The organism is Streptomyces sp. NPDC107538 (genome assembly GCF_055657445.1).
In genome coordinates this window covers 196,714-222,885 of sequence record NZ_JBVKAY010000001.1, presented here as the reverse complement: position 1 = coordinate 222,885, position 26,172 = coordinate 196,714, and the positions used below count along the sequence as shown (strand labels likewise).

Below are 26,172 nucleotides of genomic sequence, written 5' to 3'. Positions count from 1 at the left end.
GCCCCTGCCGCCCGTGGCCGCCCTTGCGGGACCGGACCCGCTTCATCACCGAAAGGACCTTCAGCCCTATGGGCACACTGGACTCCAAGGTCGCCATCGTCTCCGGCTCCGGCCGCGGTATCGGGCGTCACATCGCGCTCAAGCTGGCCGGCGAAGGCGCGGCTGTCGTCGTCAACGACCTCGACGAGGCCCTGGTCGCCGAGACGGTCAAGACCATTACCGAGGCAGGCGGCCGCGCTGTCGGAGCCCCGGGCTCGGTCACCGCCCCGGCCTTCGCCGACACGTTCGTCCGTACGGCTGTGGAGAGCTTCGGCGACCTCCACATCATCGTGAACAACGCCGGCTACACATGGGACGACGTCGTGCAGAAGACCAGCGACGAGCAGTGGGAGACGATGCTGGACGTACACCTCACCGCCCCCTTCCGCATCCTTCGCGCGGCCCAGCCGGTCATCGGCGCGGCGGCCAAGCGGGAGCGTGCCACGGGGACGCCGGTGTGCCGCAAGGTCGTGAGCGTGTCCTCCATAGCTGGGCTGAGCGGCAACCCGGGCCAGTACGGCTACTCGGCGGGCATCCTCGGGCTCACCAGGACGATCGCCAAGGAGTGGGGCCGCTACAACGTGACGTCAACGCGGTGACCTTCGGCCTCATACGGACCCGGCTGATCGCACCGGTCGGCATCGGCGAGACCGTCGAGATCGACGGCAACGACATCCCCATCGGGGCCAACCCGCGACTGCTGGAATCCGCCACCCACACGATCCCTCTGGGTCGTACCGGCACTCCGGAGGAAGCGGCCGGCGCGGCCTATCTGCTGTGTGTGCCGGAGTCGGACTACATCACCGGACAGACGCCACCTTCTTCGCCCGGGAGGTGCTGCCGCACCGGAGGAGGTTCGAGGACCAGCACGGGCGCAGGTCGTACCGGGCTTCCGGCGCGCCCAGGTTCTTGCTTGGTCGCGCAGGTCTCAGCTGAGTATCGGCGACGCCGAGTTGCCCGGATCCCGTCGGCGTCAACGTCGGCGTCGCTGTCTTCAACTGCCCCACCGGCACCTTCACGCGGGAGAACCGTCGCGGCCCGTTCGGGCCCAAGGCTTCCTGGGCTCAGGCCGGCACAGGCACGGACGCACGTGCCGATCGGGGGAGGCGGCGAGGCAACCCCGGGGCGCGTCATCTCGACGAGTCCGCCGCGACCCGGTCCAGCCGGAGTAGGACGGCGGTGTTCCCACGCGGCAGCGAGACGGTGAGCCGCCCCGCGTCCGCGTCCCACCACGGGGCGGCATCGGCTGTCGCGGGATGCACCACGGTGGGCCGGACGTGAACGCCACGCAGATGGGGGAGGGTGAGGGCGCGGTCGGTGTCGGCTGATCCGTTCCGGTCGTATCCGCTCGGGGCGGGTGCTTCGCCGTTTCCCGGGTCCCTTCTCCAGACCGCGAGGAACGTGGCCCCCTGTCCTCGAAGCCCATAAGCGACCCAATGGTCCTCCCAGCCGGGGAGTCCCAGAGGCCAGAACGGCCTCGCACTGCCGAGCTCCGGCCGGAGCTCTTTGTACACGGAGATCGCCGAGCGGACGAGGCTGAACTGCTCGGGGTTCATCAGGTTGAGGAATCCGGAGAGATGGACGCGGCCGAGGAGTGCGCCGGTGAGGGTGAAGGTGATCTCGTCGAGGGTGTGGTCCGGCTGGGGGTAGGCCCAGACCGCGGCCTGCTCCGGTGTCACGGCGGTGGCTGCCGCGGCGGCGATGGGCGGATAACGCAGGAGGTCCTGCTGGTCACTGGTGGACTGCAGTTGAGCCACGGCCAGCTGCGCGTAGTCCATGCGCAGGCCGCCCGATCCGCAGTTCTCCAGGACGAGAGCGGGGTACCGGTCGAGGAGCGAGGTCATCCAGTCGAGGTGGGCGCGGTGGTGCCCGAGCAGACCGGCGCCCGGGCTTTCGGGGCCGTTCTCCGTGCCGGGGCCGATGTTGACGTTGTAGTCGAGCTTCAGGTAGCCGACACCCCAGTCACCGACCAGCCGGTCGACGACCGCGTCGAGATGGGCGCGGGCGGCCGGGTGACGCAGGTCCAGGTGGTGCCGCCCGTGTTCGGTGACGCGCAGGCCACCTCGCCGGAAGAACGCCTCGTCCGGCAGGGTGCGGGCCAGGGGGCTGCGTACGCCGACGACTTCGGGTTCGAGCCAGAGCCCCGGGGTCATCCCGCGCGCTCTGATGGCGTCCAGGACCTCCGGCAGACCGCCCGGGAAACGGCGGGGAGCGGGCTCCCATGCGCCGACGGCGTCCCACCAGCCCTGGGCGTCGTCGTCGTACCAGCCCGCGTCGATCACGAACACCTCGGCACCGGCCGCACCCGCCGCCTCGATCAGCGGCAGGAGCCGTTCGGTGGTGGGGTCGCCCATCAGGGTGTTCATGTAGTCGTTGTAGATCACCGGCAGCATGCGGTGGTCGGGGTGATCGCGGCGGATGCTCCGGCGGTAGTCCGTGAGTTCACCGAAGGCCGCGTCCAGTCCGCCGCTCCGCGTATGGACGAGAACGGCCGGGACGGTGTGGAACTCCTCGCCGGGGGCGAGGGTGTGCTGCCACTGGTGGTGCGCGTCGTCGGGGCCGAACAGGGCCACATAGGCGGCCCCCTCGCGTTCACCGGTCTCGAAGCGCCAGCCCGCGCTGGACTCGATCTGCCACAGCCAGGCGCGACCTTCCTGGTCGGTGAGGCCAGCCACGGGAAGGTGCCGGCCGGTGGACCAGCTTCCCTGCGAGTACCGCTCGAAGCACCCCCGGCCCTCGTGGCCGTGGGCGGACCGGCTCAGCGGGACCACCCGCTCACGGAAGGCGTCCTGTCGCCACCGGCATTCGGCGAGCCAGTCGTTGTCCGCCCAGTGCAGGGTCAGACCGTCGAGACCGCCGTCGGCGTCGACGATGCCGCCGAGAGCCAGGGTGGAGACGCTCTCCAGCCGCAGCGGCACGCCACCCTCGTTGACCAGGCGTACCCCGGCCCGCAGGAAACCGCTGCCCGGGCGGGTCTCCAGTGTGATGTCGGCGGCCAGACCGGTCGCGGGGTCCGCCAGCCGGATCGTCGTACGCTCCCTGCCGCCGTCCAGGAGCGTCTCGTGGCCTCGGTAGGTCAGGCGCTCGCCGATGGCCGTCTCGATGAAGCGTTCTCCCGACCACATGCGTCCGTGACCTGTGGCGGTGATCTCGACGAGGGGCACCAGGCAGGCCCAGTCCTGACCGGGTCTTCCCAGTCTCACCGCTCCGGTGGCATCCACAACTGCGTGCAGGCCGGACTCCGGATGCGACCAGACCCAGGACCCCTCGACGGTTTCGACGGCAGCGGTCAACGCGATTCCCCTTCCGGGATGGTTCGGTCCTGCGGTGGTCCATGCGGGGCTGAGCTGGGGATTCACCTACGGCGGTGAGGGCGGGCCCGCGGCGGCGGATGTACCTGCGGAGCTGAACTTGCGCTCACAGCCTTGACGACCGCGTTGTGACCGCTCACAATCCTCGCATGTTTGTGACCGGTCACACAAGGTCGGGCAGCCCTGCCGGCCCCCCTCAGCGACAGCAGAGGGCCGCGAGCATCCGCGATGTCGCCCAGGCAGCAGGCGTCTCCTACCAGACCGTTTCGAGGGTCATCAACGGCCACCCGAACGTCCGGGAGGAGACGCGGGGGCGGGTGCGGGAAGCCATCGCCGCCCTGGGCTTCAGGCGCAACGCCACCGCGTTCGCCCTGGCCAGCGGCGTGACCCGGTCGATCACGGTGCTCACGTCGAACACTCTGCTCTACGGCTACGCAGCCACCCTGCAGGGCCTGGAGCAGGCGTCCCGCGCTGCCGGCTACACGCTCGGCGTGCGGGTCCTGACGTCCGAGGACGACCTGGACCGCACCATCGCCTCGGCCTCCGACGGCGGTAGCGGTCTGGTGGTCATCGGCTTCGACCGCCTCGGCGCGGCCGCCCTGGACCGCGTACCGGCGCATGTGCCGTGCGCGGCCGTGGTGGAGGCGCCGTCACCGGGGCGATCACCCGGTCTGCCCTCGGTGTGGGCCGACGACCGCGAGGCTGCCCGTGCCGCAACCGAACACCTCTTGTCACTGGGGCACGACACCGTCCACTATGTGGCGATTCCCGCCTCGACCGGAACCCGGCGTTCGGTGGGACCCCGCGCTGAAGGCTGGCGTCAGGCCCTGGAATCGGCCGGCGTCGCCGCTCCCGAACCGTGCGGCAAGGGCTGGGACGCCCAAGCCGGATACGAGGCCGGGAAGAAGCTCGCCCGAAACCGCGACGTCACCGCGATCCTCTGCGGCAACGACGACCTGGCGCTGGGTGTCCTGCGGGCCCTGCATCACGCGGGTCGGCGGGTCCCGGAGGACGTCAGCGTCATCGGATTCGACGACGCCCCGCACTCCGCCTATGTCACACCGTCCCTCACCACGGTCCGTATGGACTTCCAGGGGCTGGGCCGCACTGCCTTCGGGCTGCTGCGTGCCCGGTTCGACACCGATCAGCAGTCACCCGCGGCGGTTCCGGCCGAACCCGTCCTGGTGTTCCGGGAGAGTACGGGGCCGCGCCGCACATGAGCCGGGCGGGATGCTCGCACCCGCCGCCTCCTCCGGTCGCCTCTCCCACAGTCATCGCCCGTCTCCGCAAGCCCGCACCGCCTCACCGCACCTCAACCATCAAGGATCCGCCATGAGAAGAGCCGTCTCTGTCCTTGTCACCGCCTGTCTGCTCGGGCTGACCGCCACGGCCTGCAGCGACAGCACCGCCGGCGGTGGCGGCGCGGCACCCACGGGATCGGTCGACCCGACCGCTGACCTCAAGGGCGTCGAACTCACCATGTGGACGGCCCAGAACAGCGTCGGGCAGCCCAAGCAGGCCATCGAGGCGTTCGAGAAGGCCACCGGTGCCAAGATCAACACCGAGGTGATCCCCGACCCCTACGAGTCGAACGTCCCGACCAAGCTCGCCTCGGGTGTCAAGCCGGACCTGATGTTCTGGCAGCCCACGGGCAGCACCCTGCCGTTCATCCAGCCGCAGCAGAACCTGCTGCAGCTCGACAACGAGGACTGGGTCTCCAAGCTCGGTGAGACGGAGAAGGGCCTCGGCCAGGTCGACGGCCACCGTTACGCGGCCATCGTCACCAGCCCCGCGGTCCTCGGTGTCTATTACAACAAGGAAGTCTTCGAGAAGGCGGGCATCACCAAGATGCCCACCAGCTACGACGACATGATCGCCACCGCCGAGAAGATCAAGTCGAAGACAGGCGTCGCCCCGTTCTTCGAGGTCGGCGGCGACAAGTGGCCCCTGCAGTGGCAGGTCCAGGTGCAGATGACCGACCTGCCGCAGACGTTCTGGGACAAGCTGAACGAGAACAAGGAGAGCTGGACCAACAAGGTCATCGTCGACGCCATCACCAAGTACAAGACGAAGATCCTTGACGGCGGGCTGGCCCAGAAGAACTACAAGACCGGCACGTTCGTCGACCAGGGCAAGGCGATCATGGACGGCAGCGCCGCCATGGCCCTGAACGTCACCTCGCTCCAGTCCCAGATCCAGGCCACGTCCAGCACGGAGGAGATGGACAAGAAGCTGGGCTGGTTCCCCATCGCCAACAGCGCCGCCAAGGCCGAGTACTCGCCGGACCAGACCAACGGCGTCGTCGCCTTCAAGACCGGTGACACCAAGCGCCAGAACGCCGCCCGGCAGTTCCTGTCCTTCTGGCTCGGCCAGAACTACCCGGACTACATCAAGGCGAACAAGCTCGTCTCGGTGCAGCCGTCGGTGCCCAACCCCGACGGTCTGCCGCAGACCGCGATCGCCCAGGCCGAGGCCCTGTCCTCCGCCACCGGCGTCTTCCAGGTCAAGGGACTCACCGCGCCCGACATGCACCTCGCCCTCGCCGACATGATCTACGGCAAGAAGAGCCCGAAGCAGGTCGCCCAGGCCGCCCAGGACCAGTTCGAGCAGGTGCTGAAGGCACGCGGCGTCGACGGCTTCTGACCGGCACCGCTTCGTCAGCCCGTCCCCCGGGCCGCCCGTCGGCGGCGTGCCCGGGGCCCGCATTCGGAGGTAGGAAAGTGGTGGACACCGCCACGATGGACGTCATCGACGCCAAGCGTGCGAAGGACCGGGGCAGCCCGCCCCGTAACAGTCGCCGCGAGCGGCCCCGCAGGAAGCCCGACCAGCCGTGGTGGTTCGCCGTTCCCGCGCTCGCCGTGTTCGGCGCGTTCTTCCTGCTGCCGAACCTGCTGAACTTCGTCTACCCGTTCACCGACTGGTCGGCGTTCCACCCGCAGATCAGCTTCGTGGGTCTGTCGAACTTCGAGACCATCCTCAGCGACGGGTCGATGGCCCGGGACATCCGCATCACGCTGGTGTACGCGGTCCTCGTGGCCGTCTTCCAGAACGGGTTCGGCCTGGGCCTCGCCCTGCTGCTGGAACGGGACACCCGTTTCAACCGCTTCTTCCGCGCGGTCTTCTTCCTGCCCGTGCTGATCTCCGCACTGGCCGTCGGCTACATCTTCCGGGCCCTGCTGGAGCAGGACGGGGCGCTAAACGGCGTGCTGTCCGCCCTCGCGGGTCACGAGGTCGACACCCCCTGGCTGGGGTCGACCACCTGGACCCTGGTTGTGGTGACCCTCATCCACGGCTGGAAGTGGATGGGCCTGGCCATGCTGATCTACCTGGCCGGCCTGAAGAGCATGCCCGGTGACGTCCTGGAGGCCGCCCGCATCGACGGGGCCGGCGCCTGGCGCACCTTCTGGTCGATCAGGTTCCCGCTGCTGGCGCCCGCGGTGACGTTCAACGTGACCACCGCGCTGATCGGCTCCATGAACACCTTCGACATCGTCCAGGCCACCACCGCGGGCGGTCCGGGCAGCGAGACCGAGGTGTTCAACATCTACATGTTCCGCATCTTCGGCCAGGGTCTGTACGCCCAGGCGTCCGCGATGAGCCTGGTCCTCTTCCTCATCGTCGTCGTCCTCGCCGTGCCCGTCATCGTCGGCCTGCGGCGCAGGGAGAACAACCAGTGACCACGATTCCCGCGTTCGCCCCCGTACGCCGCAGCCCCCTGCGCTGGGTGCAGCCCGTCGCCGTATTGCTCGTCGCGGCCGTCACCATCGGCATCCCGCTCTGGCTCGTCGCGGTGACCTCCGTGAAGCCCCAGGCCGAAGCGATCAAGCCCAACCTCTCGCTGCCGCACCAGGCACAGGCCGCGGAGAACTACCAGCAGACCTTCGACCAGGGCAAGATCGTCCAGGGCTTCGTCAACAGCACGCTGGTCGTGGTCCCCTCCGTCGTCCTCGTACTGCTGCTGGGCGCCGGCGCCGCCTGGGTCTTCGCCCGCCGCAAGGGCCGCCTGGTCGGCACGCTGTACGCGCTGAGCATCAGCGGCCTGCTGCTTCCGCCCGCCGTCATCACCATCGTCATGGAGTTGCGGCAACTCGGCCTGGCGGGCACCCAGCTCGGCATGATCGCGGTCTACACAGGGATGTACCTGTCCACGTCGATCTTCTTCATGACCGGCTTCATCCGGAACCTCCCGGAGGAACTGGAAGAGGCCGCGCGCATGGACGGCGCCAGCCCGGCCCGGGTCTTCTTCCAGGTGATCCTGCCGCTGCTGCGACCCGTCATCGCCACCGCGACGATCATGGTGATGCTGTTCGCCTGGAGCGACATCTTCTACGCGTTCTTCGTCCTAGGCGGCGGGGAGAAAGCCACCCTGCCGCTCAACCTCTACCAGGTCGCCAGCGCCCAGCTGTACCTGAACAACTGGCATCTCATCTTCGCCTATGTCGTGATGATGAGCCTGCCGATGGTGGCGGTCTTCGTCATCGCCCAGCGCCGGATCGTCGCCGGCATCACCAGCGGAGCCGTCAAATAGGTTGCGCCCAAGATCTCCGGGGCGCGTCTCCCCGCGCGCCCCGGCCCCCCAACCTCCGGTCCACCCGATCCGTCCGGGCGGTCCGGGCCCACTCACCATCCTCCCGCAGCGTCGCGGGAGGCGGAGGACGCACATGCCCCGAACCAAGCACAGCTCCCGCAACACCGCACGCCTGATGGGAGCGGTCGCCTTCACCGCCGCGCTGGTCGGCACGACCGTGACCGTCCCGACCGCCCAGGCGGCCACCCCTCAGGTCACCGTCGACCTGGGCAGGACCACCGGTGACGTGATGCACGGAGCCAACGGAACGCTGTACGGGCTCAGCGACGACGCCGTCCCCGGCGACGAGTTGGTCGCCCCGCTGCACATGACGACGGTCATCCAGAAGGCGCCGGACGGTGCGCAGCACCCCAACGGGGACGCTCTCGCGATCAAGAAGAGCTATGACCGCAACGGCGGTGGCGAGGTCCACATCTACATGCAGGACATCTACGCCCAGTGGCCCTACGAGAACCTCGGCCTGAGCGACTATCTGGCCAAGGTCGACACGATGGTCCGCAAGGTCGCCGCCCGCTCTGACCGGGACGACTTCGTGTGGGTGCCCTTCAACGAGCCCAACGGCAACTGGTATCCGGATCTGGGCAGTTCGGACAGCGCCAAGTACGCGAGCGCGCTGAGCAAGTTCCAGAGCGACTGGACGACCGTCTACGAGAAGATCCGCTCGATCATCCCGAACGCCCGCATAGCGGGGCCCAACGAGACCCACTACGACGGCAAGCTCATGGGCGACTTCTACCCGTGGGCCAAGGCCAACAAGGTGCTCCCGGACATCACGACCTGGCACGAACTGGGCCCGGACTCCCTGAAGGACTTCGAGTCCCACCTCGCCCACTACCGGGCCATCGAGAAGAAGGCCGGCATCTCCGAACGGCCGGTCAGCATCAACGAGTACGGCAACCGGCGTGACCAGTCCGTGCCCGGACAGATGGTCCAGTGGATGTCGATGTTCGAGCGCAACAAGGTCTACGCCGACCAGGCGTACTGGAACATCGCCGGCAACCTCAACGACAACGCCGCCCAGACCAACATCCCCAACGGCACCTGGTGGCTGCTGCGCTGGTACGCGGGCCTGACCGGCAAGACCGTCAAGCTCGACCCGCCGCAGCCCAACACCATCGACACCGTCCAGGGCATCGCCTCGCTGGACACCACCCGCAAGCAGGCCCAGGTCCTGCTCGGCGGCACCTCCGGCGACGTCAACACCGTCATCCGCAACGTCCCCTCGCGCTTCGGCAAGAAGGTCAACGTCACCGTCGAACGCATCGGCTGGAGCGGCTACGAGGGTGCCGCCGCGCCGAGCGTGGTGTCCCGCACCACCGCCAAGGTCACCAAGAACGGCAGCGTCACCGTGCCTCTGAGCGACCTGGACGCCATGTCGGCCTACCGCGTCACCGTCAACCCGGCGGGCAGCGGCTCGCCGACGGCAGCGAGCCTGCCCTGGTCCGCGTCGTACGAGGCGGAGAACGCCGCGATCACCAGCGGCACCGTCTACTCCCAGGGCTCGGTGACCAACCCCTACGGCTTCGCCACCTCCGGCACCAAGGACGTCGGCAGCCTCAACAAGTCCGACAGCCAGGTCGCCTTCACCGTCGACGTCCCGAAGACCGGCACGTACGACCTGGACGTCTTCTACGGCAACCAGTCCGGCGGGCCCGCCACCCACACCCTCACGGTCGACGGCGGCTCGCCCCAGACCCTCACCTACGGGTCCACCCTGAACTGGACCTACCGCGCCACGGCGAGCACACCCGTCTCACTGACGGCCGGCAAGCACACCCTGACCCTGTCCAAGGGCACCAACGAGGTCACCCTCGACAAGATCGACCTCACCGCGTCCAGGACTCCGGACTCCGTCTACCCCGCGACCTACACCGACATCACCGGGTCGCCGTCGTACGAGTACGGCGTCTCGGGCATCAGCGGCGCCGGCGCATTGAAGCTGGAGCGCCGCGACAAGGCCGCCTTCGACGTCTACGCACCGGCCGACGGCTACTACACCGTGCACGCCGACTACGCCGCCACCGGCAACGGCACCCTGAGCCTGGACGGCGCCACCGCCGCCAAACTCCCCTCCACCCGGGGCCGCGTCACCGACAAGCCCCTGCGGCTCTACCTGTCGGCCGGCAACAACCGCATCACCGCCGCCGTCCCGGGCAAGGGCAGCCTCACCCTGCGCGACCTGCGCGTCACCGGCAAGGTCAGCACCACGGGGGCCACGGCCTACGAAGCCGAGGACGCCACCCTCACCGGCACCGCGTCGGTCTCGAACAACTCCTGGACCTCCGGCGGCAAGTACGTGGGACACGTCGGCCTGGGCGCCGGAAACACCCTCACCTTCAAGGTGAACGCCTCCTCGGCCGGGCGTTACGTGATGAACGTGCGCTACGCCAACAACGAGGTCGCCGGGTCCGGGAACTACAACACCAACGTCATCTCCCGAGCGGCCGACCTCACCGTCAACGACACCACCCAGAGGGTCATGTTCCGCAACTCCTACAGCTGGTCCAACTTCTGGGACCTCCCGGTCCCGGTCACCCTCAAGGCCGGCGTCAACACCATCACCTTCGGCAACGCCGCGGCGTACGCGCCGGACATCGACAAGGTGACCGTCGCGCCACTGAACGGCTGACGACACCACGCGTCCTGGGGCGGACTGCGAGCCGGCCCGCCCCAGGACGCGCACGTTCCGGACGAGGCGACGCCAAGCACGTGGCCAAGTGAACGACCGTCTGCTGCTCAGGTGTCCCTCTGGTGTCTCTCAGCCCCGGACGATGCCGGCTGTCTCGCTCCCGATGCCATCGGTCCCGCCATTGAACGTGCGCCGATACGCGTGCGGGGACACACCCACTTTCTCCGTGAAGTGGCGGCGGAAATTGGCCGGGCCGCCCAGACCTGACGCCTCCGCGATCCGTTCGACCGCGAGCGTGGTCGTCTCCAGCAGGTGTCGGGCGTGCTGCAGTCGCTGCGCGGTCAGCCACTTGATCGGCGTCGTTCCGGTGACCTGCCGAAACCGTCGCAACAGCGTGCGCTCGGTGACATTCTCCCAGCGCGCCAAGGTCGTGACGGTGATGGGTTCGTGCAGATGGCGGCGCATGCGGTCGAACAATGGTTCCAAGCCCTCCTCGCACCGGGGCATGGGCAGATCGATGTACTGTGCCTGACCACCGGAGCGGTGTGGGGAGGCCACAAGTCGCCGGGCGATCCGGTTGGCGACCGCCGCTCCGTGGTCGAGGCGGACGATGTGCAGACACAGGTCGATCGCCGCGGTGGCACCCGCGCTGGTCAGGATATCGCCGTCGTCCACGTAGAGGACCTCCGGGTCGACCTTGACCGACGGATAGCGTCTGCCCAGTGTGTCCGCGTGGAGCCAGTGTGTCGTCGCGGTACGGCCATCGAGCAGTCCGGCTTCCGCGAGCACGAAGGCTCCGGTGCACAGGGAGACGATCCGGGCCCCGTTGGCGTGGGCTGATTTGACCGCGGATAACAGATCCTGCGGGATCTCGTCCCTGCCGAACGCGAGCGGCGCCACGACCACGGTGTCGGCACCGTCCATCGCCTCGTACCCGTACGGCGTGTCAGGCACGAACCCGCCGCCGGTACGCAGACCGGGAGGCGCGCAGAAACGCAAGTCGTACCAGGCTTCCGGTGCGCCGAGGTTGGGCCTGCCGAACACCTCCCAGGGAATGGTCAGCTCGAAGATCGGTGCGTCGGCCGTCACAGCGACGCTCATGATGTGGCGCTCCATGTCATTAATTTAGCGATGGTTGTCGTTTCCGGTACTTGGGCCGATCACGGACGTACGAAAGTCTCGCATTCAACCAACTGCCGCACTGGAGGACGGTGGCGGCGACGGTGTCCAGTGCCGGTCCCCCGCGCGGGAGGGGCCTGGGGTCGTCCACGGAGACGCATGAGCGAGGCGAGGAAACACACATGCCTGCAGAACATCCTGACGCGACGCCGACCACGACGCGGGAGGGATCCGCCCCGAGCAGACGCGCCTTCATGGTGACCAGTGCCGCCGGCGGGGTCGTGATCGCGGGCGGCCGGGCCGTCGCCGCACCCGCGGCGGCCAGCGGTGCCCAGGCCCTCGACGATGCCCCGGGCAGCACGGTGTCGCTGACCGTCAACGGCGTACGGCACACCCTCACCGTCGACAACCGCACCTCGCTGCTGGACCTGCTCCGTGAACACCTCGGCCTGCCCGGCACGAAGAAGGGCTGCAACGCGGGCGCCTGCGGTGCTTGCACGGTTCTGGTGGACGGTACCCGCGTCAACTCCTGTCTCACGCTGGCCGTACGCCTGGCGGGAGCCGAGGTCACGACGGTCGAAGGGCTGGCGGCTGATGGCGACGACGGTCGACTGCACCCACTGCAGAGCGCGTTCATCGAGCAGGACGCCTTCCAGTGCGGCTACTGCACGCCCGGACAGATCATGTCCGGCATCGGCTGCATCAAGGAGGGCCACACCAACTCCCCGGAGGAGATCCGGGAGTGGATGAGCGGCAACATCTGCCGCTGCGGCTGCTACGTGAAGATCGTGCGCGCCGTCGAACAGACCGCCCACGGAAAGTGAGGCCGCGCCCATGTATCCCTTCACTCTGACCAAAGTCTCCGACGCCCGCGAGGCGGTCGACGCCGCCCGTCGCGGCGGACGCTACATAGCCGGCGGCACCACCCTGGTCGACCTGATGCGGGAGACGGTCGAACGCCCCGGCAGCCTGATCGACATCAGCGGCCTGCCACTGCGCGACCTCTCGGTCACGGAAGGCGGGGGTCTGCGCATCGGTGCGCTGGTCCGGATGGCCGAGGCCGCCGCCCACCCCAAGGTGCGCGCCCTCTACCCCGTGATCTCGCAGGCGCTGGAGCTGAGCGCGTCGCCCCAGTTGCGGAACATGGCCACCATCGGCGGGAACATCATGCAGCGCACCCGGTGCGCCTACTTTCGTGATGTCACCGCCGCCTGCAACAAACGCGAACCCGGCTCGGGCTGCGCCGCGCTGCACGGCCAGAACCGTACCCACGCGATCCTGGGCACCTCCGCGTCCTGCGTGGCCACCCACCCCTCGGACGCCGCCGTGGCCCTCACCGCGCTGGAGGCTCGGGTTCGGTTGCTGGGGCCGGGTGGCGAACGGACCGTTCCCCTGTCCGGGTTCCTGTTGCCACCGGGGGACACCCCGGACCGCGAGCAGGCGCTCCGTAAGGGTGAGTTGATCACGTCGGTGGAGATCCCGGCGCAGCCCCGGCCGCTCCGGTCCGGCTATCTGAAGGTGCGCGACCGGCAGAGCTACGAGTTCGCCCTCACCTCCGCAGCCGTCGCCCTGCATCTGCGTCGCGGCGTCATCCACAAGGCGCGGGTCGCGGCCGGAGGTGTGGGCACCGTGCCCTGGCGGCTGCCCGCCGTCGAGCGACTCCTCGTCGGTGAGCGGCCGTCGGCGTCCCTGTGGGCCAGAGCGGCTGAGCGGGCCGACGACGGCGCTCGCCCGCTGGAGCACAACCGCTTCAAGGTGCAGCTCCTGAAACGCACCGTCGAACGTCAGCTGCGCATCGTGGGAGGCGCCGAATGAGCTCGCAGCCGAGGGCAGCCGTCGGTGCCCCCCTGTCCCGGGTGGACGGCCGCCTGAAAGTGACCGGCCGGGCCACCTACGCGGCCGACCACGTCCTCGACGACACCGTCCACGCCGTCGTCGTCGACAGCACGATCGCTCTCGGACGTGTCACCGGCATCGACACCGGTCGCGCGCTCGCCCACCCCGGCGTCATGAAGGTGATCAGCCACCTCAACGCGCCCAGGCTGGCGTACCGCGACAACCCCGGTGCCTGGCTCGACCCGGCGGTGGGCGAGCGTCTGCACGTTTTCCAGGACGACAAGGTCCTGTTCTTCGGGCAGCCCGTCGCCGTGGTCGTGGCCCGGACCCTGGAGGCAGCGCAGCACGGGGCGAGCCTGGTCAAGGTGTCGTACGCCGCCGAAGAACCCGTCACCGACCTGGCGACGACGGACCGACCGGTCAACCCCCCGCTCCCTAATCAGGACTACGAGCGAGGCGAACCGGACGAGGCGCTGGCCTCCGCGCCCGTGACTCTGGACCGGACCTACCGGGCGGCCCGCAACCACCACAACGCGATGGAACCGCACGCCACCGTGGCGCGCTGGGAGGGCGACGAACTCACCGTGTGGGACAAGACGCAGTGGGTCCTGGGCACGCGGGACGAACTCGCCGCCGTCTTCGGAATACCGCAGTCCTCGGTGCGCTGCGTTTCCCCCTTCGTCGGCGGGGCGTTCGGCAACGCCCTGCGGACCTGGCCACACGTCACGATCGCCGCCCTGGCCGCACGCGAGGTCCAGCGCCCGGTGAAGCTCGTACTGACCCGCAGGCAGCTGTACTACGGAACGGGTTACCGTCCCGCGTACAGCTACCGGGTGCGTCTGGGCAGCACCGACCGCGGCCGACTGACCGCGATGCTCCACGAGTTGCGGTCCGAGACATCGGCCTACGAGCACTTCGTCGAGAGCGCCCGGGTCCCGGGACAGATGCTGTACGCGACGCCTCACGTCCGTCAGACGCACCGGACGGTTCCGCTGGACGTCAACACGCCCACGTTCATGCGCGGGCCCGGCTACTCCACCGCCGCGTTCGCCATCGAGTCGGCCCTGGACGAACTCGCGTACGACCTGGGCGTCGACCCGATCGAACTGCGCCTGCGCAACGAGCCGGACGTGGACCAGTCCAATGGGCTGCCGTTCTCCACCCGGCGGCTGCGCGAGTGTCTGCGCACCGGGGCCCGCGAGTTCGGCTGGCATCGGCGCGACCCCCGGCCCCGCTCCACCCGCGACGGCGACCAGCTCATCGGCACCGGTGTCGCCGCCGGCTGCTACGACACCCTGCGCGGCCGTGCGGAGGCCGCCGTCAGGCTCGGCGCCAACGGCACGGCACGGGTCCAGGCCGCCGCCAGTGACATGGGCCCCGGCACCTACACGTCCATGTCCCAACTCGCCGCGGACGCCCTGGGCCTGTCCCTGCGCAACGTCCGCTTCGAACTCGGCGACTCGGCACTGCCGCCGGTCCCACCCCACGGCGGTTCCCAGACCATGGCCAGCGTGGGCTCCGCCGTCCAGGACGGCTGCGACCGACTGCGACGGCAGGCGATCGAACTCGCCGTCCGGGACGAACGGTCCCCTCTGCACGGAGTCACCGAAGACGCCGTGGTGGTCCGCGGGGGCCGTATGCACGTGCGCGACGATCCAGGACGCGGCGAGACGTACGCCCGGCTCATGGCCCGCCACGCCCTCACGCACCTCGAAGCGCGCGGAGTCTACGTACCGCCAGCGGCGGACCAGGAGCGGACCTCGGCCTTCGCCTACAGCGCCGTCTTCGCCGAGGTGGCCGTCGACCGACACCTGGGGCTGGTACGGGTACGGCGGATGCTCGGCGTCTACGACGTGGGGCGCGTCATCAGCCCCAAACTCGCGGACAGCCAGGCGCTCGGCGCCATGGTGGGCGGCATCGGCATGGCACTGCTCGAACACACCGTCACCGACCACCGCGACGGCCGCATCACCAACGCGAACCTGGCCGACTACCTGGTGCCCGTCAACGCCGACATCCGCGACCTGCGGGCGGTCTATCTCGAGGGCGAGGATCTCGAAGCCGACCCCATCGGCGTGAAGGGCCTGGGCGAGATCGTGAAGGTCGGGGTGGCGCCCGCCGTGGCCAACGCCGTCTTCCACGCCACCGGGCGCCGTGTCCGTGAGCTGCCCATCACCGCGGAGGCCCTGCTCTGATCGGTCGTCGCGGGAGATCGCCGCTCGGGACTCCCGCCAGCCGTCCCTCCCCACATGGTCGTCCGGCCCGCCGCCGCCCCATGAGCAACCCCAACCCAGAAAGACACGCACATGCTCAACATCGCCGAGACGTTGTCCAGTTGGTGCCGTGAGGGCCGCCCCTTCGCCCTCGCCACCGTGGTCCACGTCAGTGGCAGCGCACCCCTGCCGCCCGGCACCGCCATGGCCGTGGACATCGACGGCAACGCGGTGGGCAGCGTCTCCGGCGGCTGTGTGGAAGGGGAAGTGTACGAGCTGTGCCGGCAGGTACTGGCGGAGGGCGGGGCCCCCGTGTCGGCCCGGTTCGGCTACTCCGACTCCGACGCCTTCGCCGTGGGCCTGACCTGCGGCGGTGAGATCGAGGTCCTGATACAGAACGTCGATCGGACTGCCCTTCTGGCCGCCGCTCTCGCGGAGGTGACCTCCGGCCGGCCCGTGGCCGTCGCCCAGATCGTGGACGGCCCCGAGAAACTCGTGGGCCGCATGATCGTCGTACCCGGCACCGAAGCGGACGGCGGGCACCGGGGAGCCCTGGACGACACGGTCACGGAACGGACGGTGGTGGCACAGGCCCGTGCCCTGCTACGGGCGGGACGCAGCGGACGGGTTGAGGTGGGCGCCGATGACGGGATGTGCCACGAACGGCTGACCGTCATGATCCACAGCAACGCGCGCCGCCCCAGGATGCTGGTCTTCGGCGCCGTCGACTTCGCCGCCGCCCTCAGCTCGGCCGGACGCTTCCTCGGCTACCACGTCACCGTCTGCGACGCGCGCCCGGTCTTCGCCACTGCCGCGCGCTTCCCGGACGCGGACGAGGTCGTGGTGGACTGGCCGCACCGGTACCTGGCCCGCACCACGGTGGACTCCCGCACCGCGATCTGCGTCCTCACCCACGACGCCAAGTTCGACATTCCGCTTCTGCGCCTGGCTCTCGGTCTTCCCGTGAGCTATGTCGGCGCCATGGGATCACGGCGCACTCATGAACACCGTCTCAAGCTACTGCAGGAAGAAGGTGTGCCCGAGACGCGTCTCGCGCTGCTGCGCTCACCGATCGGGCTCGATCTCGGAGGACACACCCCCGAGGAGACGGCTGTCTCCATCACCGCCGAAATCATCGCGCACACCAACAAAGCCTCGGGGGCACCGCTTTCCACGGGGCACGGCCCCATCCACCCTGCCATGTCGGCAGGCGGCGGCCGGGCAGTCGCGTAACCAGGAGGAACCTTGAACATACGAGAGACCCTGAGAGAACGAGGACCAGGACCCGTGCGCCACTCCCTGCTCAGGGCCGCTCTGGGTACCGCGCTCCTTGTCGTGACGGGCTGCACGACGGACACCCGGGACACCCGCTCCGGCAACGCCGCGGCCTCTGCCGGCACCGGTGCGCAGGAAGGGCGGGTGAAGGTGCTCCGGACCGTGGCGGACGGCCTCAACTCGCCATGGGGACTGACCGCTTTGCCCGAAGGCGACCTACTGGTGTCCTCCCGCGACGAGGCCACCATCACCCGCATCGACGCCGACACCGGTGAGCAGACCGAACTGGGAACGGTGCCGTCAGTCGCCCCTCAGGGTGAGGGCGGACTGCTGGGCCTCGCGATCTCCCCCGGCTTCGTAACCGATCACCTGGTTTATGCGTACTTCACCTCGGCCTCGGACAACCGCATCGTCCGGATGCGCTACGACCCGTCACAGCCCGCCGGCCGCCAGCTGGGTCCGCCGGACACAGTCCTGCGGGGCATCCCGCACGGCTACACCCACAACGGCGGCCGTATCGCCTTCGGCCCCGACGGGATGCTGTACGCGAGCACGGGCGAGTCGGACGAGACCCACCTCGCCCAGGACCGGGACTCGCTCGGCGGCAAGATCCTGCGGATGACCCCGGACGGTGAACCGGCGCAGGGCAATCCGGAACCGGGATCGGTGGTGTACTCCCTGGGGCACCGCAACCCCCAGGGGATCGCCTGGGACGACGACGGACGCCTGTGGGCCTCGGAGTTCGGCCAGGCGACCTGGGACGAACTGAACCTGATCCGGCCCGGACGCAACTACGGCTGGCCGGAGGTCGAAGGGCGCGACGACACTCCGGGATTCACCAGCCCCGTCCAGCAGTGGATTCCCGAGGACGCCTCTCCCAGCGGCATCGCCCACGCCAAGGACGCGATCTGGATGACGGGACTGCGCGGCCAACGCCTGTGGCGCATCCCGCTGAACGGCGCCCGGCCAGATGGAGAGCCCGGAGGATATCTGGAGGGCGATCACGGCAGGCTGCGCACCGTGGTCGCGGCAACCGAGGACAGGCTGTGGCTCGTCACCAGCAACACCGACGGCCGGGGCTCGCCGAGCGACGAGGACGACCGGATCCTGCTTCTGCAGGTGTCCTGACTTCCTTCGTGCGGATCCCGGCTCCGGCCCGGGAGCCTCATCTCCCGGGCCGGAGCCGGGATCCGCACAGCCGTAGCGCGTCGTTCCTGAAGCGACCGGACGGCCATGCCATGTGGCTTGTATCGAAGTTTCCCTGCACTTCACTACTGCTGGACGGGGGGCCTTGACCCGGATCTTGGACACGGGCTATGCGGCTTGGGCCAGGGTAGTTGATGTTGTGTCGAGTGCTGTCTCGTAGGCGATGGGACTGCGTTGTCCGAGGCGGGAGTGACGGCGTCGGGTGCTGTAGCGGTTGAGCCAGCGGAACGCGTCGAGATGGGCCTCGCGATCGCTGGAGCAGCGCTTCCGGCCCTGAAGCGTCTCGCGTTTGAACGTCGCGTTGAAGGACTCGGCGAGCGCGTTGTCCGCCGACCTGCCGATCGCGCTCATGGACTGGCGGACGCCGGCCTGACGGCAGGCGTCGGCGAAGGCCCGGCTGGTGTACTGGGCCCCGTGGTCGGTGTGCATGTACGCCCCGGCGAGGCTGCCGCAGGTCCGTTCTGCGGCGGCCAGGACGTCGGTGACGAGGTCGGTGTGCATGTGGTCCGCGATCGCCCAGCCGGCCAGGCGGTGTGAGGCGAGGTCGATGACGGTGGCCAGATACAGGGACTTCCCGCCGTCCAGCGGGAGATAGGTGATGTCGCCGACGTACTTCGCGCTCGGCTCGCTTGCCGTGAAGTCGCGGCCGATGAGGTCCAGGGCCTTCGCCGCGGCCGGGTCCGCGACAGTGGTGCGGTGTCTGCGGCGCAAGCGCACGCCCGCCAGGCCGGCGCCCCGCATCACCCCGCGATCCGCTTGTGGTTGACGCGCTCGCCCGCCTCGCGGAGCTCGGCCGTGATCCTGGGGACGCGATAGGTGCCGTCCGACTCGCGGTGCACGGCCCGTATCCGGGTGGCGAGGCGGGCGTCGGCTTCCTGCCGGGCGGTCCGGTCCGCAGCCGTCCGACGCCAGTAGTGGAAGCTGGAGTTGGCGATGCCCAGGATGGTGCACAGCCGCTTCACGTCGTAACGGCGTTGATGGTCTGCGACGAACTGGAAGCGGTTCACCAACGCGTCTCCCCGGCGGAATACTTCGCCGCCTTCCGCAGGATCTCGCGCTCTTCCTCCAGCTCACGGACCTTCTTGCGCAGAGCGGCGTTCTCCGCCTCCAACTGCGTCGGCGGCTCTGTCGGCACCTCCGCCCGGCGCTCCCGGGGTCGACTCGCTCCAGCCGCCCGGACCCAGTTCCGCAAGGTCTCGGGGTTGATCCCCAGATCGGCGGCGACTGCCTGATCGTCGCCTCCGGCCGCGACTGGCACAGCGCGACCGCGTCCGCCTTGAACTGCGGCGGATAGTTCTTCATGACCACGAGATGTCCGTTCTCAGATCCTCAGGATCCAGTGTCTCGTGTGTCCAGGATCAAGGGTCAAGGCCCGTCAGCGCCTACTACTCGCTCGACACCGGCAGCGTGGAAACCCTCACCGGCGCCCCTTCCGCCTGACCACCCGGCCCAGGCGACCGGCCCGACGCCATGACAGTGTCGGACCGGTCGCCTGGGCGACGAACTGCCGGAGCAGTCTGTCGAGGACCTGACCTGTCAGTCGGAGGAACGGCTCCCGCGCAGGACCAGGGTGCTCAGCAGCCCAGCCTGGGCTGCTGCCCCTTGCCTAGGTTCTTGCCGGTGATAGGGCCCCGGGCGGGTCGAAGCCACCGGAGGCCGGGAAGGTGAAGCCCTTGGCGGTGGTGGTGTTCATGGCGATCAGGTAGTCCCCGTACTCGGAGTAGCAGAGCGGAGCACGGCCGGCCAGGAGCTTCTCGACTCTGTAGGTGGTACTGGCGAGGGTGGGGCCCTCGACGTCCCGGGGAACGGGCGCGGGTCGAGGTCCCCCTGCCAGCGCGTTGTGCAGGGTGCCACCGGGCCGCGGGAAGCCGCCCGTTGGGAGGTCTGCGGAGGGTTCGTTGTTGCGGCGCGACCGGCCACAGATTTGGGGCAGCACGGGCGCACCCCCGAACGAGCCTGGAGCCGCGTGTCGGACCCGTTCCAACGAGATACGTGAAAGTTCAATATTCACAGTTTCTAGACTTTTTCCGACGGCGTCACACACAACTGTCGTAGAGGCTTTCCTCACCACTCGGCTTCCGCTGCTCCGCTGGTGGAGTCCGAGGAACCCCTCACATGCGAGCTCTCCCGATAGGAGATGTTGTGTCACGACGAACCCCCCAATCCGCTGATCGAGGATCCGCGGAAGGCTCAACTGCCCCCAGTGGACGCCGCGCCGCCCGGTGGGTGGTACCTGCCGCAGCAGCCCTCCTGGTAGGACTTCAGGTAGCGGGGGCCAGTTCGGCCTTCGCTGGCCGGGGGGACCACATATGGCACAACCGGACAGGGACATATGCGGACCTGGAAAGGCAGTGCAAAGCTGACGGTGGTGTCGGGCTGGTAGCCGTCAGGGACGCCGGCAACGGGAAGGTGACGGCAGACTGCAAGAATCGCTGAGCCGGACCACAACGGGGAGTTGCCGGTAGTGAACCACCGCTCACCCCTCTTCGAGTCAGCGCTCCCACCAGGAAAGCGCTCGTACTTCCGGGGCTCTTGCGGCATCACTGCGTTTCGGCGAGGCGCTCGGCCGGGGTTCCCGGTCGAGCGTTTGCGTGGGCGGCCGTGACTTCGATGGCGACTGCCACGAGCGCTCGACCACGCCGCGCCTTCGACCGCCCGCGCCCACCGCCGCCGGTTCGCACACCCGTCGGCTGGCGATCTCAAGCCACCAAGCCAGGCTGCGCGTTGGAGTCGGCCGCGGGAAGTGAACACACTGCCGGGCAGGAATGACGTCTCCGCCATCACCCGCACCGGCAAGCGCCCGGTCTGTTGCGACAAGCGTGAGAACCCATGGCTCGATAGGGGATCACGGTGCAAAGCATGGGGACAGCGTCCGCCAAGTGCAGCGCGGCAAGCACAATGCGGTGCGCTTCTCGAAGGACGTCGGCCTTGCGCCATCGACCGAGCCAGCGCAGACAAGCCTGCCCGCCCGAGCTACATGCAGCAGTTGCCAGCCGATGTCGTCGCAGTACGCACAGGATGCCCTGCAGGCACAGCAGTCTTTCCCAGGCTTGCGGCCTGGTGCCGCTGTTGTACCCAGGGACGGTCTCTCGGGGCTGCTTCGAACCGTTGGACCCCGAGGGCGAAGGTACTGCTGGGGGCGGTTCCCCACCCAGGCGCGGGCAGCGAAGTCAGAGCCCGCGGTAGCCCTGCTCCACCCACGCCCACCGAAGACGCAGGAAGTCAGCGGCAGCCCAGGAGAACAGCACCGCGTCGCGATCGCCGACGGTCGCTGGGCACACGCAGGTGACCAGGACGGTGCCGCCGGACATCGACGAACAGGTGGTACTCGATGCCGCTGAACTTCTTCACGCCGCCATGCCCGTGCAGTCCGCCGTGTTCACTGCCCTTGACCCTCTGACAGTCCACGATGGCCGCGCTGGGGCGCCGGGATCTAGGCCAACCTGCACTCGCTTGCGTTCGCCCAATGTCGTCAACGTGCTTTTCTTCAAGTCGACTTGGCGCCATTGCCGCCGGTGCTGGCAGACGGTCCACCACGGCGGTAGGTCATACGGCGACAGTCTCCAGGCGCAACCGGGCCTCAGCCAGTGCGTCAACGCCGCGTGGGTCTCCCGACGCGTGGTGTTTCGCCGGTCGCCCACCTGGCACCATCGGCACCAACTTACCCCGCTGACAGGCCCTTCAGACGCTGTTCAGTGCTGTGACCGCACAGGTTCGCCGGGTGGAGGTCGTCAGAAGTGCAACAGATCGTGTGCCGCGGCAGCACCGGTTCGGTTCGCTACCGGCGGGCGGTGGCGCCGCCGTCCTCGGCAGCTGGGAACCGGGTGCCGGTGATCGCCCAGCTGGCCAGCTCTGTTGCTCGACGCGAAGGTGGACGCGGGTGCGTCGGGTAGGGCATTGACGGGTTCGGCCGCCCGGTCGGGTCGGGAGGACTCAACAAGGTGGCGGAGGAGGTGACTTCGCCAGTCTGGTGGTGTGGCAGCGCACCTTGGCGGTTGCTGTTGGGTGCGGGGCTTCGGGGCAGGTGAACGGCGCGGGCCCGTTGGCCAGGCTCTGGCGAATGAGGTGGATGACCGGTGGGCGGTCGCCGGGCTCGGCGCGACGTGAGCGGCCGACACGCTGAGGCTTCATCCCTGATCAGGGCGGTCGCGCCCCACTTGGGTTTCGGTCTTTATGTTCTTGAGACCTCAAGCATATCTGTCTTGACGTACAGGAGCGCAGGTCACATGATCTGTGCATCAGGACCACGGATGCCCGTCCATCCCCACGCGAGACTTGACCCAGCCCCGCGTGGCGCCCTCTCCCCCCGCAGGAGGTTGGCCCGAGCGAAGCTCCGGCGGTGCGTGAAGTGTGCACTGCTCGCCGTTCGCTTCGCCTCGTTTTTTCGCTTTGTGGTGCCGAAGCGGTCCCCAGTCCCCACAGTGTTCTCTGCGTACTTTCGAGGTCATTGCCGCAGAAATCGGCACAGCCTGTTCTTTTCGATATTTTCGTTCCTGCCGCCATCTGGGGGCGACTTCTTCGGGCGTCGCAATGCAATCCTCTCGCAACCCTCTCCTTGCCCTCTCTTTCACTTTTTCGGTGGGGCCAAAAGGGTTGCTTTTGCATGCCTGGAATAAGCCTGGAGGAGTCGGGGCGAGCTGGAGGGAAGGAAGTTCTTGAAGTCTTGACATCGCGGTCGTGCTGATCCCAAACTTATCTCGCTCGACGGTGCGGCCAACGAGGATCGCGCCGCTGTAGGAGCTATTTCGAGTTCTGTTCGGTCCGAAGAGTCTCTTTTTTCGGGGTCACCAGGATGCGAAATGCCCACGGAACCGAAGGAGTGGAAATGGATTCCAAGCGCTCTCTCAGGGGCAGAGTGGCTCTGGCTGCATTCGCCCTCGTGACCGCGGCGACCGCAACGGTCGCGCTTCCCGGAACCGCTTCGGCCCAGTCCGGGTCCAGGATCTGCGGGAACTACTGGGACGCGTACGCCGCGAACTCGAAGGGCGAGGTCAGGAAGGTCGGCAGGGTAGGCAAGTTCATCGAGGTCAAGAAGTTCGAGTTCGGTGAGTGCCACCGGGTCAACACCAAGACGGACGCCCTCAACATGACGAGCCTTCCCGGATATAAAGGGAAGGTGCAGTGGGGCAACAGGGTCAGCGTCGGGAATGAAACCTGCGAGGCTGTCGGCGACCTGTTCAGCGACAAGTACGGAAACGACCCCTGCCTCAATATGCAGCGCGTCGACGCTATCGGCCAGGTAGCGGGACGTACCGCCACAGTCATGTCTATCGTCTACTAGGGCGAGAAGGAGGTCGCGACCGGTCCGGAGAGCGTGAAATATATCGGACGCGTGCCCCGCGGGCTCTGTAGACGAGATATGGGCTGCGACCGGAACAGACCCTAGGCCCAAGTTCGCGCCTGGGTTCGTCACCGCATCTGATTGCTGGCATTCACAGCTTCCGGGTTCTCTTCGCAAACTCCGTGTCGCGGCCAGCGTGAGGCAGTGGGGTTCGGCTATTGGTGGCCTCCGGACCGCCCGCCTACCGACAAGGTTCGATCCGGGATCTCGTCCGCGTGGCCTCCTCTGACGGGCGACTTCCGAACCGGACGACCGAGTGCCTGCCGTGCCGGCACTCCAGGGAAAGGAATGAGTAATGGCAAGAAGAGTCTGGTGGCACCGGCTGCTCATGTGCGTGGCGCTGCTGCTCGCGACCATGATGGGCACGGTCGGATCGGCGCAAGCCGCGACCCAGTGCATGACCGAGCAGCAGTCCGACGGCGCGCAGATCGTTCCCGGTCAGGGCGGTGGCAACGTGACCCGTGCGGTGTGGCGGATCAAGGCGCCGGCCGACTGGTACGACGTGAGGTTCCGGGGCCCGCTGTTCCTGTGCCCGGCCGGCCGTACCTGCAGCTACTCGTGGGAGAAGAGCAAGACGTCGAGCGCTTCCTGGAACCTCGGCGGCGGCACCGACCTGGGTAACGCCAGCTCCCCCAGCAAGAAGTGGTACAACCTCGTCGTCGGTATCGCGGGTGGCTACTCGCGGACCACCGAAACGACCACAACCTTCACCTGGACGGTCAACCTGCTTGGCAGGGACCAGGCCGCGCCCGTCAACGTGGCCGTCCGACGCTGGACTCAGGGTGACTTCGTCGGCGGCTGGGTCAGGACCAACCGCGGCTGCCTGAACGGCAGGGAGTACGACTGGAACGGCAGCGTCAGGTTCGGCAAGTGGAACCGGAACATCTTCCAGCGCTGGATGGCCACGTACGAGATCAACGGCAAGATCCTGGCCCGCTGAACGAGCACGCGCTCCAGCACCCTGGCCATCGGTTTCGGCGGTATCCCCGCAGACCCAGGAGGAAAGAAATGATCTTCAAGCGCACGAAGCACCGCACCGCAGTACTCGCGGCCCTCGCCACGGCGGCCGGCCTACTGATCGCCGTCCCCGGCACGGCCGAGGCGCAGGCCGGCTCCCGTGTCTGCGGGAACTACTGGGTCGGCTACTACGGCAAGAACGGCGAGAAGGAGGTCGTCTGGGCCAGAATATTCGAGGTTCCCAAGAGCGACGGCGTTGCCTGCAAGACGGCCGTCAACCGCACCAACAACGTCGCCAACCCGCCGGCGGACGTCACGAAGCTCAAGCCGAGGTGGGGGGCCCGGCAGAGGGTGGACGGCTGGACCTGTGAGGACTTCTCCCTCAACGTACTCGACGGCAAGCGCGGGCTCGACGTCTGCAACAGCATCAAGCGCGCTGACAACACCGGCCAGGTCAACAGCCGTCCCATCGTCGAACTGTGGGCTCTCCGCGACTAGAGCCGTGGGAGGAATCCAGGCTCCGCAGGATGTACCGAGCCCCCGGATGTCCTGACCGCGCACACAGGTGCCCTGCTCTCCCGAGCAGGGCACCTGTGTACTGTGCCCAAGCTCGCGAGATCGCTTGAGGCATGCGGCTTCGCGAGCACCGAGCTGACGAACTGTTCCGGCGAGCTCTGCCCGTTGAACAGCTTCTGGATCTCGGTCAGCAGCGGGGTGCCCCGGGTGAGGCCGAGCGACTGATCCCAGGACTGGGTGATGCCGATCCGGCGGCCTCCAGCCACTTGTGGACGTCGGAGTCCTGGGACTGGAAGTCGCTGGCGAACGCGCAGCGCTTGGGGGCCGCGTGCGCCGCCGCCCGGAAGTTGTCCGGGAGCCTTGCGGCCCGTCCGGCATCAGGACGACGACGGCGTGCCGGCCGGGGGCGGCTAGCCTCGTGCTTTCACGAGGTGGCCTGTCCGCAGGCTGATCAGAAACGCAGAAAGTGCTCTTGACCTGCAACGATAGGACTTGCTGAGGGTCCTGTTGGTTGCGAGGGAAAGAGCACTTTCCAGGTGAGAGAGCTTATCGCGTCATACCCGCGTGTCCGTGTCCAGGGGGGACGGCCGCCAGGTGGTCTCGCAGGCCGGTTCGGTCTTGCTCGTGGAGACGGTCCGCAGGACCGGCCTCGACCAGGCAATATCCGTGGCATCGGCGCCGTGGCGGAAGCCGCGGGCTGTCCATGACCCCGGGAAGGTCCTGCTGGACATCGCGCTGGCGGTCGCGTTGGGCGGAGACTGCCTGGCCGATGTCGGCATGTTGCGGGCCGAGCCGGCTGTGTTCGGGCCGGTCGCCTCCGACCCGACCGTCTCCCGCCTGGTCGACACTCTTGCCGCCTCCGGGGAGAAAGCCCTGCGGGCGATCCGTGCTGCGCGGGCCGAAACGCGCGATCGGGCCTGGCAGTTGGCCGACGGGAAAGCGCCCAATGCGGGCAGGGCGGTGACCGCCGACCTCGACGGGGTGCTGGTGATCGCGCATTCGGACAAGGAGGACGCCGCACCGACGTGGAAGAGAACCTACGGCCACCACCCGCTGATGGGGTTCGTCGACCACGGACCGGGAGGACGCCGGCCTCGATGATCCGGCGGAACACCAGCTCCGTCAGATAGGCGGTCCGGCCC

At 68.3% G+C, this 26,172-nt stretch carries 18 protein-coding genes and 2 pseudogenes; 16 read left to right on the top strand and 4 right to left on the bottom strand.

Annotated elements, in window-relative coordinates; genetic code table 11:
• Nucleotides 1-68: 68 nt before the first annotated feature.
• Together ACZ7MG_RS00860 and ACZ7MG_RS00855 are read left to right on the top strand one after the other, a co-directional pair.
• Nucleotides 69-638, top strand: a complete 570-nt coding sequence (locus ACZ7MG_RS00860) for an SDR family NAD(P)-dependent oxidoreductase (RefSeq protein WP_471386314.1) — start codon at nucleotides 69-71, stop codon at nucleotides 636-638.
• Nucleotides 605-1,246 carry an SDR family oxidoreductase gene (locus ACZ7MG_RS00855; RefSeq protein WP_471946101.1) on the top strand — a complete coding sequence of 214 codons (642 nt, stop codon included), beginning with the start codon at nucleotides 605-607 and terminating at the stop codon, nucleotides 1,244-1,246. Before ACZ7MG_RS00860 ends, ACZ7MG_RS00855 begins: the two co-directional genes overlap by 34 nt.
• Here the strand turns inward: ACZ7MG_RS00855 and ACZ7MG_RS00850 are convergent.
• Nucleotides 1,170-3,332, bottom strand: coding sequence for a glycoside hydrolase family 36 protein (locus ACZ7MG_RS00850; RefSeq protein ID WP_471386320.1), 2,163 nt, complete (start codon nucleotides 3,330-3,332; stop codon nucleotides 1,170-1,172). The two genes, ACZ7MG_RS00855 and ACZ7MG_RS00850, sit on opposite strands and share 77 nt — an antisense overlap.
• A gap of 167 nt (nucleotides 3,333-3,499) precedes the next feature.
• Between ACZ7MG_RS00850 and ACZ7MG_RS00845 the strand changes: the two genes are divergently transcribed.
• The 5 genes from ACZ7MG_RS00845 to ACZ7MG_RS00825 all read left to right on the top strand — a co-directional run bounded on the left by ACZ7MG_RS00845 (nucleotide 3,500) and on the right by ACZ7MG_RS00825 (nucleotide 10,567).
• Nucleotides 3,500-4,570 (top strand): LacI family DNA-binding transcriptional regulator, encoded by a 1,071-nt coding sequence (locus tag ACZ7MG_RS00845; protein WP_471386323.1) that lies wholly within the window; start codon nucleotides 3,500-3,502, stop codon nucleotides 4,568-4,570.
• Nucleotides 4,571-4,682: 112 nt separating this feature from the next.
• A complete protein-coding gene (locus ACZ7MG_RS00840) occupies nucleotides 4,683-5,993 on the top strand; it encodes an ABC transporter substrate-binding protein (RefSeq protein WP_471386326.1) in 1,311 nt (436 codons plus the stop codon).
• 77 nt (nucleotides 5,994-6,070) lie between these two features.
• The gene (locus ACZ7MG_RS00835) at nucleotides 6,071-7,027 is read left to right on the top strand and encodes a carbohydrate ABC transporter permease (RefSeq protein ID WP_471386329.1); all 957 of its coding nucleotides are present in this window, start codon (nucleotides 6,071-6,073) and stop codon (nucleotides 7,025-7,027) included.
• Nucleotides 7,024-7,878, top strand: coding sequence for a carbohydrate ABC transporter permease (locus ACZ7MG_RS00830; RefSeq protein ID WP_471386332.1), 855 nt, complete (start codon nucleotides 7,024-7,026; stop codon nucleotides 7,876-7,878). The genes ACZ7MG_RS00835 and ACZ7MG_RS00830 overlap by 4 nt, the downstream gene beginning before the upstream one ends.
• A 133-nt stretch (nucleotides 7,879-8,011) precedes the next feature.
• Nucleotides 8,012-10,567, top strand: coding sequence for a CBM35 domain-containing protein (locus tag ACZ7MG_RS00825; protein WP_471386335.1), 2,556 nt, complete (start codon nucleotides 8,012-8,014; stop codon nucleotides 10,565-10,567).
• 129 nt (nucleotides 10,568-10,696) lie between these two features.
• Here the strand turns inward: ACZ7MG_RS00825 and ACZ7MG_RS00820 are convergent, their stop codons facing one another.
• Entirely contained in the window at nucleotides 10,697-11,683 is a 987-nt protein-coding gene (locus ACZ7MG_RS00820) for a GlxA family transcriptional regulator (RefSeq protein ID WP_471386337.1), read from the bottom strand.
• A gap of 185 nt (nucleotides 11,684-11,868) precedes the next feature.
• Between ACZ7MG_RS00820 and ACZ7MG_RS00815 the strand changes: the two genes are divergently transcribed.
• The 5 genes from ACZ7MG_RS00815 (at nucleotide 11,869) to ACZ7MG_RS00795 (ending at nucleotide 18,138) form a co-directional block, all read left to right on the top strand.
• The gene (locus ACZ7MG_RS00815; protein WP_471386339.1) at nucleotides 11,869-12,510 is read left to right on the top strand and encodes a (2Fe-2S)-binding protein; all 642 of its coding nucleotides are present in this window, start codon (nucleotides 11,869-11,871) and stop codon (nucleotides 12,508-12,510) included.
• Nucleotides 12,511-12,520: 10 nt separating this feature from the next.
• The gene (locus tag ACZ7MG_RS00810) at nucleotides 12,521-13,501 is read left to right on the top strand and encodes an FAD binding domain-containing protein (RefSeq protein WP_471386342.1); all 981 of its coding nucleotides are present in this window, start codon (nucleotides 12,521-12,523) and stop codon (nucleotides 13,499-13,501) included.
• Nucleotides 13,498-15,717: a xanthine dehydrogenase family protein molybdopterin-binding subunit gene (locus ACZ7MG_RS00805; RefSeq protein WP_471386344.1), complete on the top strand. Its 2,220-nt coding sequence runs from the start codon at nucleotides 13,498-13,500 to the stop codon at nucleotides 15,715-15,717. The genes ACZ7MG_RS00810 and ACZ7MG_RS00805 overlap by 4 nt, the downstream gene beginning before the upstream one ends.
• Nucleotides 15,718-15,828: 111 nt before the next feature.
• On the top strand, nucleotides 15,829-16,968 hold the full coding sequence (locus ACZ7MG_RS00800; RefSeq protein ID WP_471386347.1) for an XdhC family protein: 1,140 nt from the start codon (nucleotides 15,829-15,831) through the stop codon (nucleotides 16,966-16,968).
• 54 nt (nucleotides 16,969-17,022) lie between these two features.
• Nucleotides 17,023-18,138 (top strand): PQQ-dependent sugar dehydrogenase, encoded by a 1,116-nt coding sequence (locus ACZ7MG_RS00795; RefSeq protein ID WP_471386349.1) that lies wholly within the window; start codon nucleotides 17,023-17,025, stop codon nucleotides 18,136-18,138.
• Between the two features lie 186 nt (nucleotides 18,139-18,324).
• On the opposite strand, the pseudogene ACZ7MG_RS00790 reads toward ACZ7MG_RS00795, so the two are convergent.
• A pseudogene (locus tag ACZ7MG_RS00790) lies at nucleotides 18,325-19,524 on the bottom strand (IS3 family transposase).
• A gap of 298 nt (nucleotides 19,525-19,822) precedes the next feature.
• The gene (locus ACZ7MG_RS00785) at nucleotides 19,823-20,152 is read right to left on the bottom strand and encodes a hypothetical protein (RefSeq protein ID WP_471386351.1); all 330 of its coding nucleotides are present in this window, start codon (nucleotides 20,150-20,152) and stop codon (nucleotides 19,823-19,825) included.
• 2,889 nt (nucleotides 20,153-23,041) lie between these two features.
• Between ACZ7MG_RS00785 and ACZ7MG_RS00780 the strand changes: the two genes are divergently transcribed.
• From ACZ7MG_RS00780 to ACZ7MG_RS00765, 4 genes and pseudogenes are all read left to right on the top strand, one after another.
• On the top strand, nucleotides 23,042-23,497 hold the full coding sequence (locus tag ACZ7MG_RS00780; protein ID WP_471386354.1) for a hypothetical protein: 456 nt from the start codon (nucleotides 23,042-23,044) through the stop codon (nucleotides 23,495-23,497).
• A gap of 355 nt (nucleotides 23,498-23,852) precedes the next feature.
• The gene (locus ACZ7MG_RS00775) at nucleotides 23,853-24,497 is read left to right on the top strand and encodes a hypothetical protein (protein ID WP_471386357.1); all 645 of its coding nucleotides are present in this window, start codon (nucleotides 23,853-23,855) and stop codon (nucleotides 24,495-24,497) included.
• 68 nt (nucleotides 24,498-24,565) lie between these two features.
• The gene (locus tag ACZ7MG_RS00770) at nucleotides 24,566-25,012 is read left to right on the top strand and encodes a hypothetical protein (RefSeq protein WP_471386360.1); all 447 of its coding nucleotides are present in this window, start codon (nucleotides 24,566-24,568) and stop codon (nucleotides 25,010-25,012) included.
• Between the two features lie 554 nt (nucleotides 25,013-25,566).
• A pseudogene (locus ACZ7MG_RS00765) lies at nucleotides 25,567-26,116 on the top strand (transposase); the annotation flags it as partial.
• Nucleotides 26,117-26,172 lie beyond the last annotated feature (56 nt).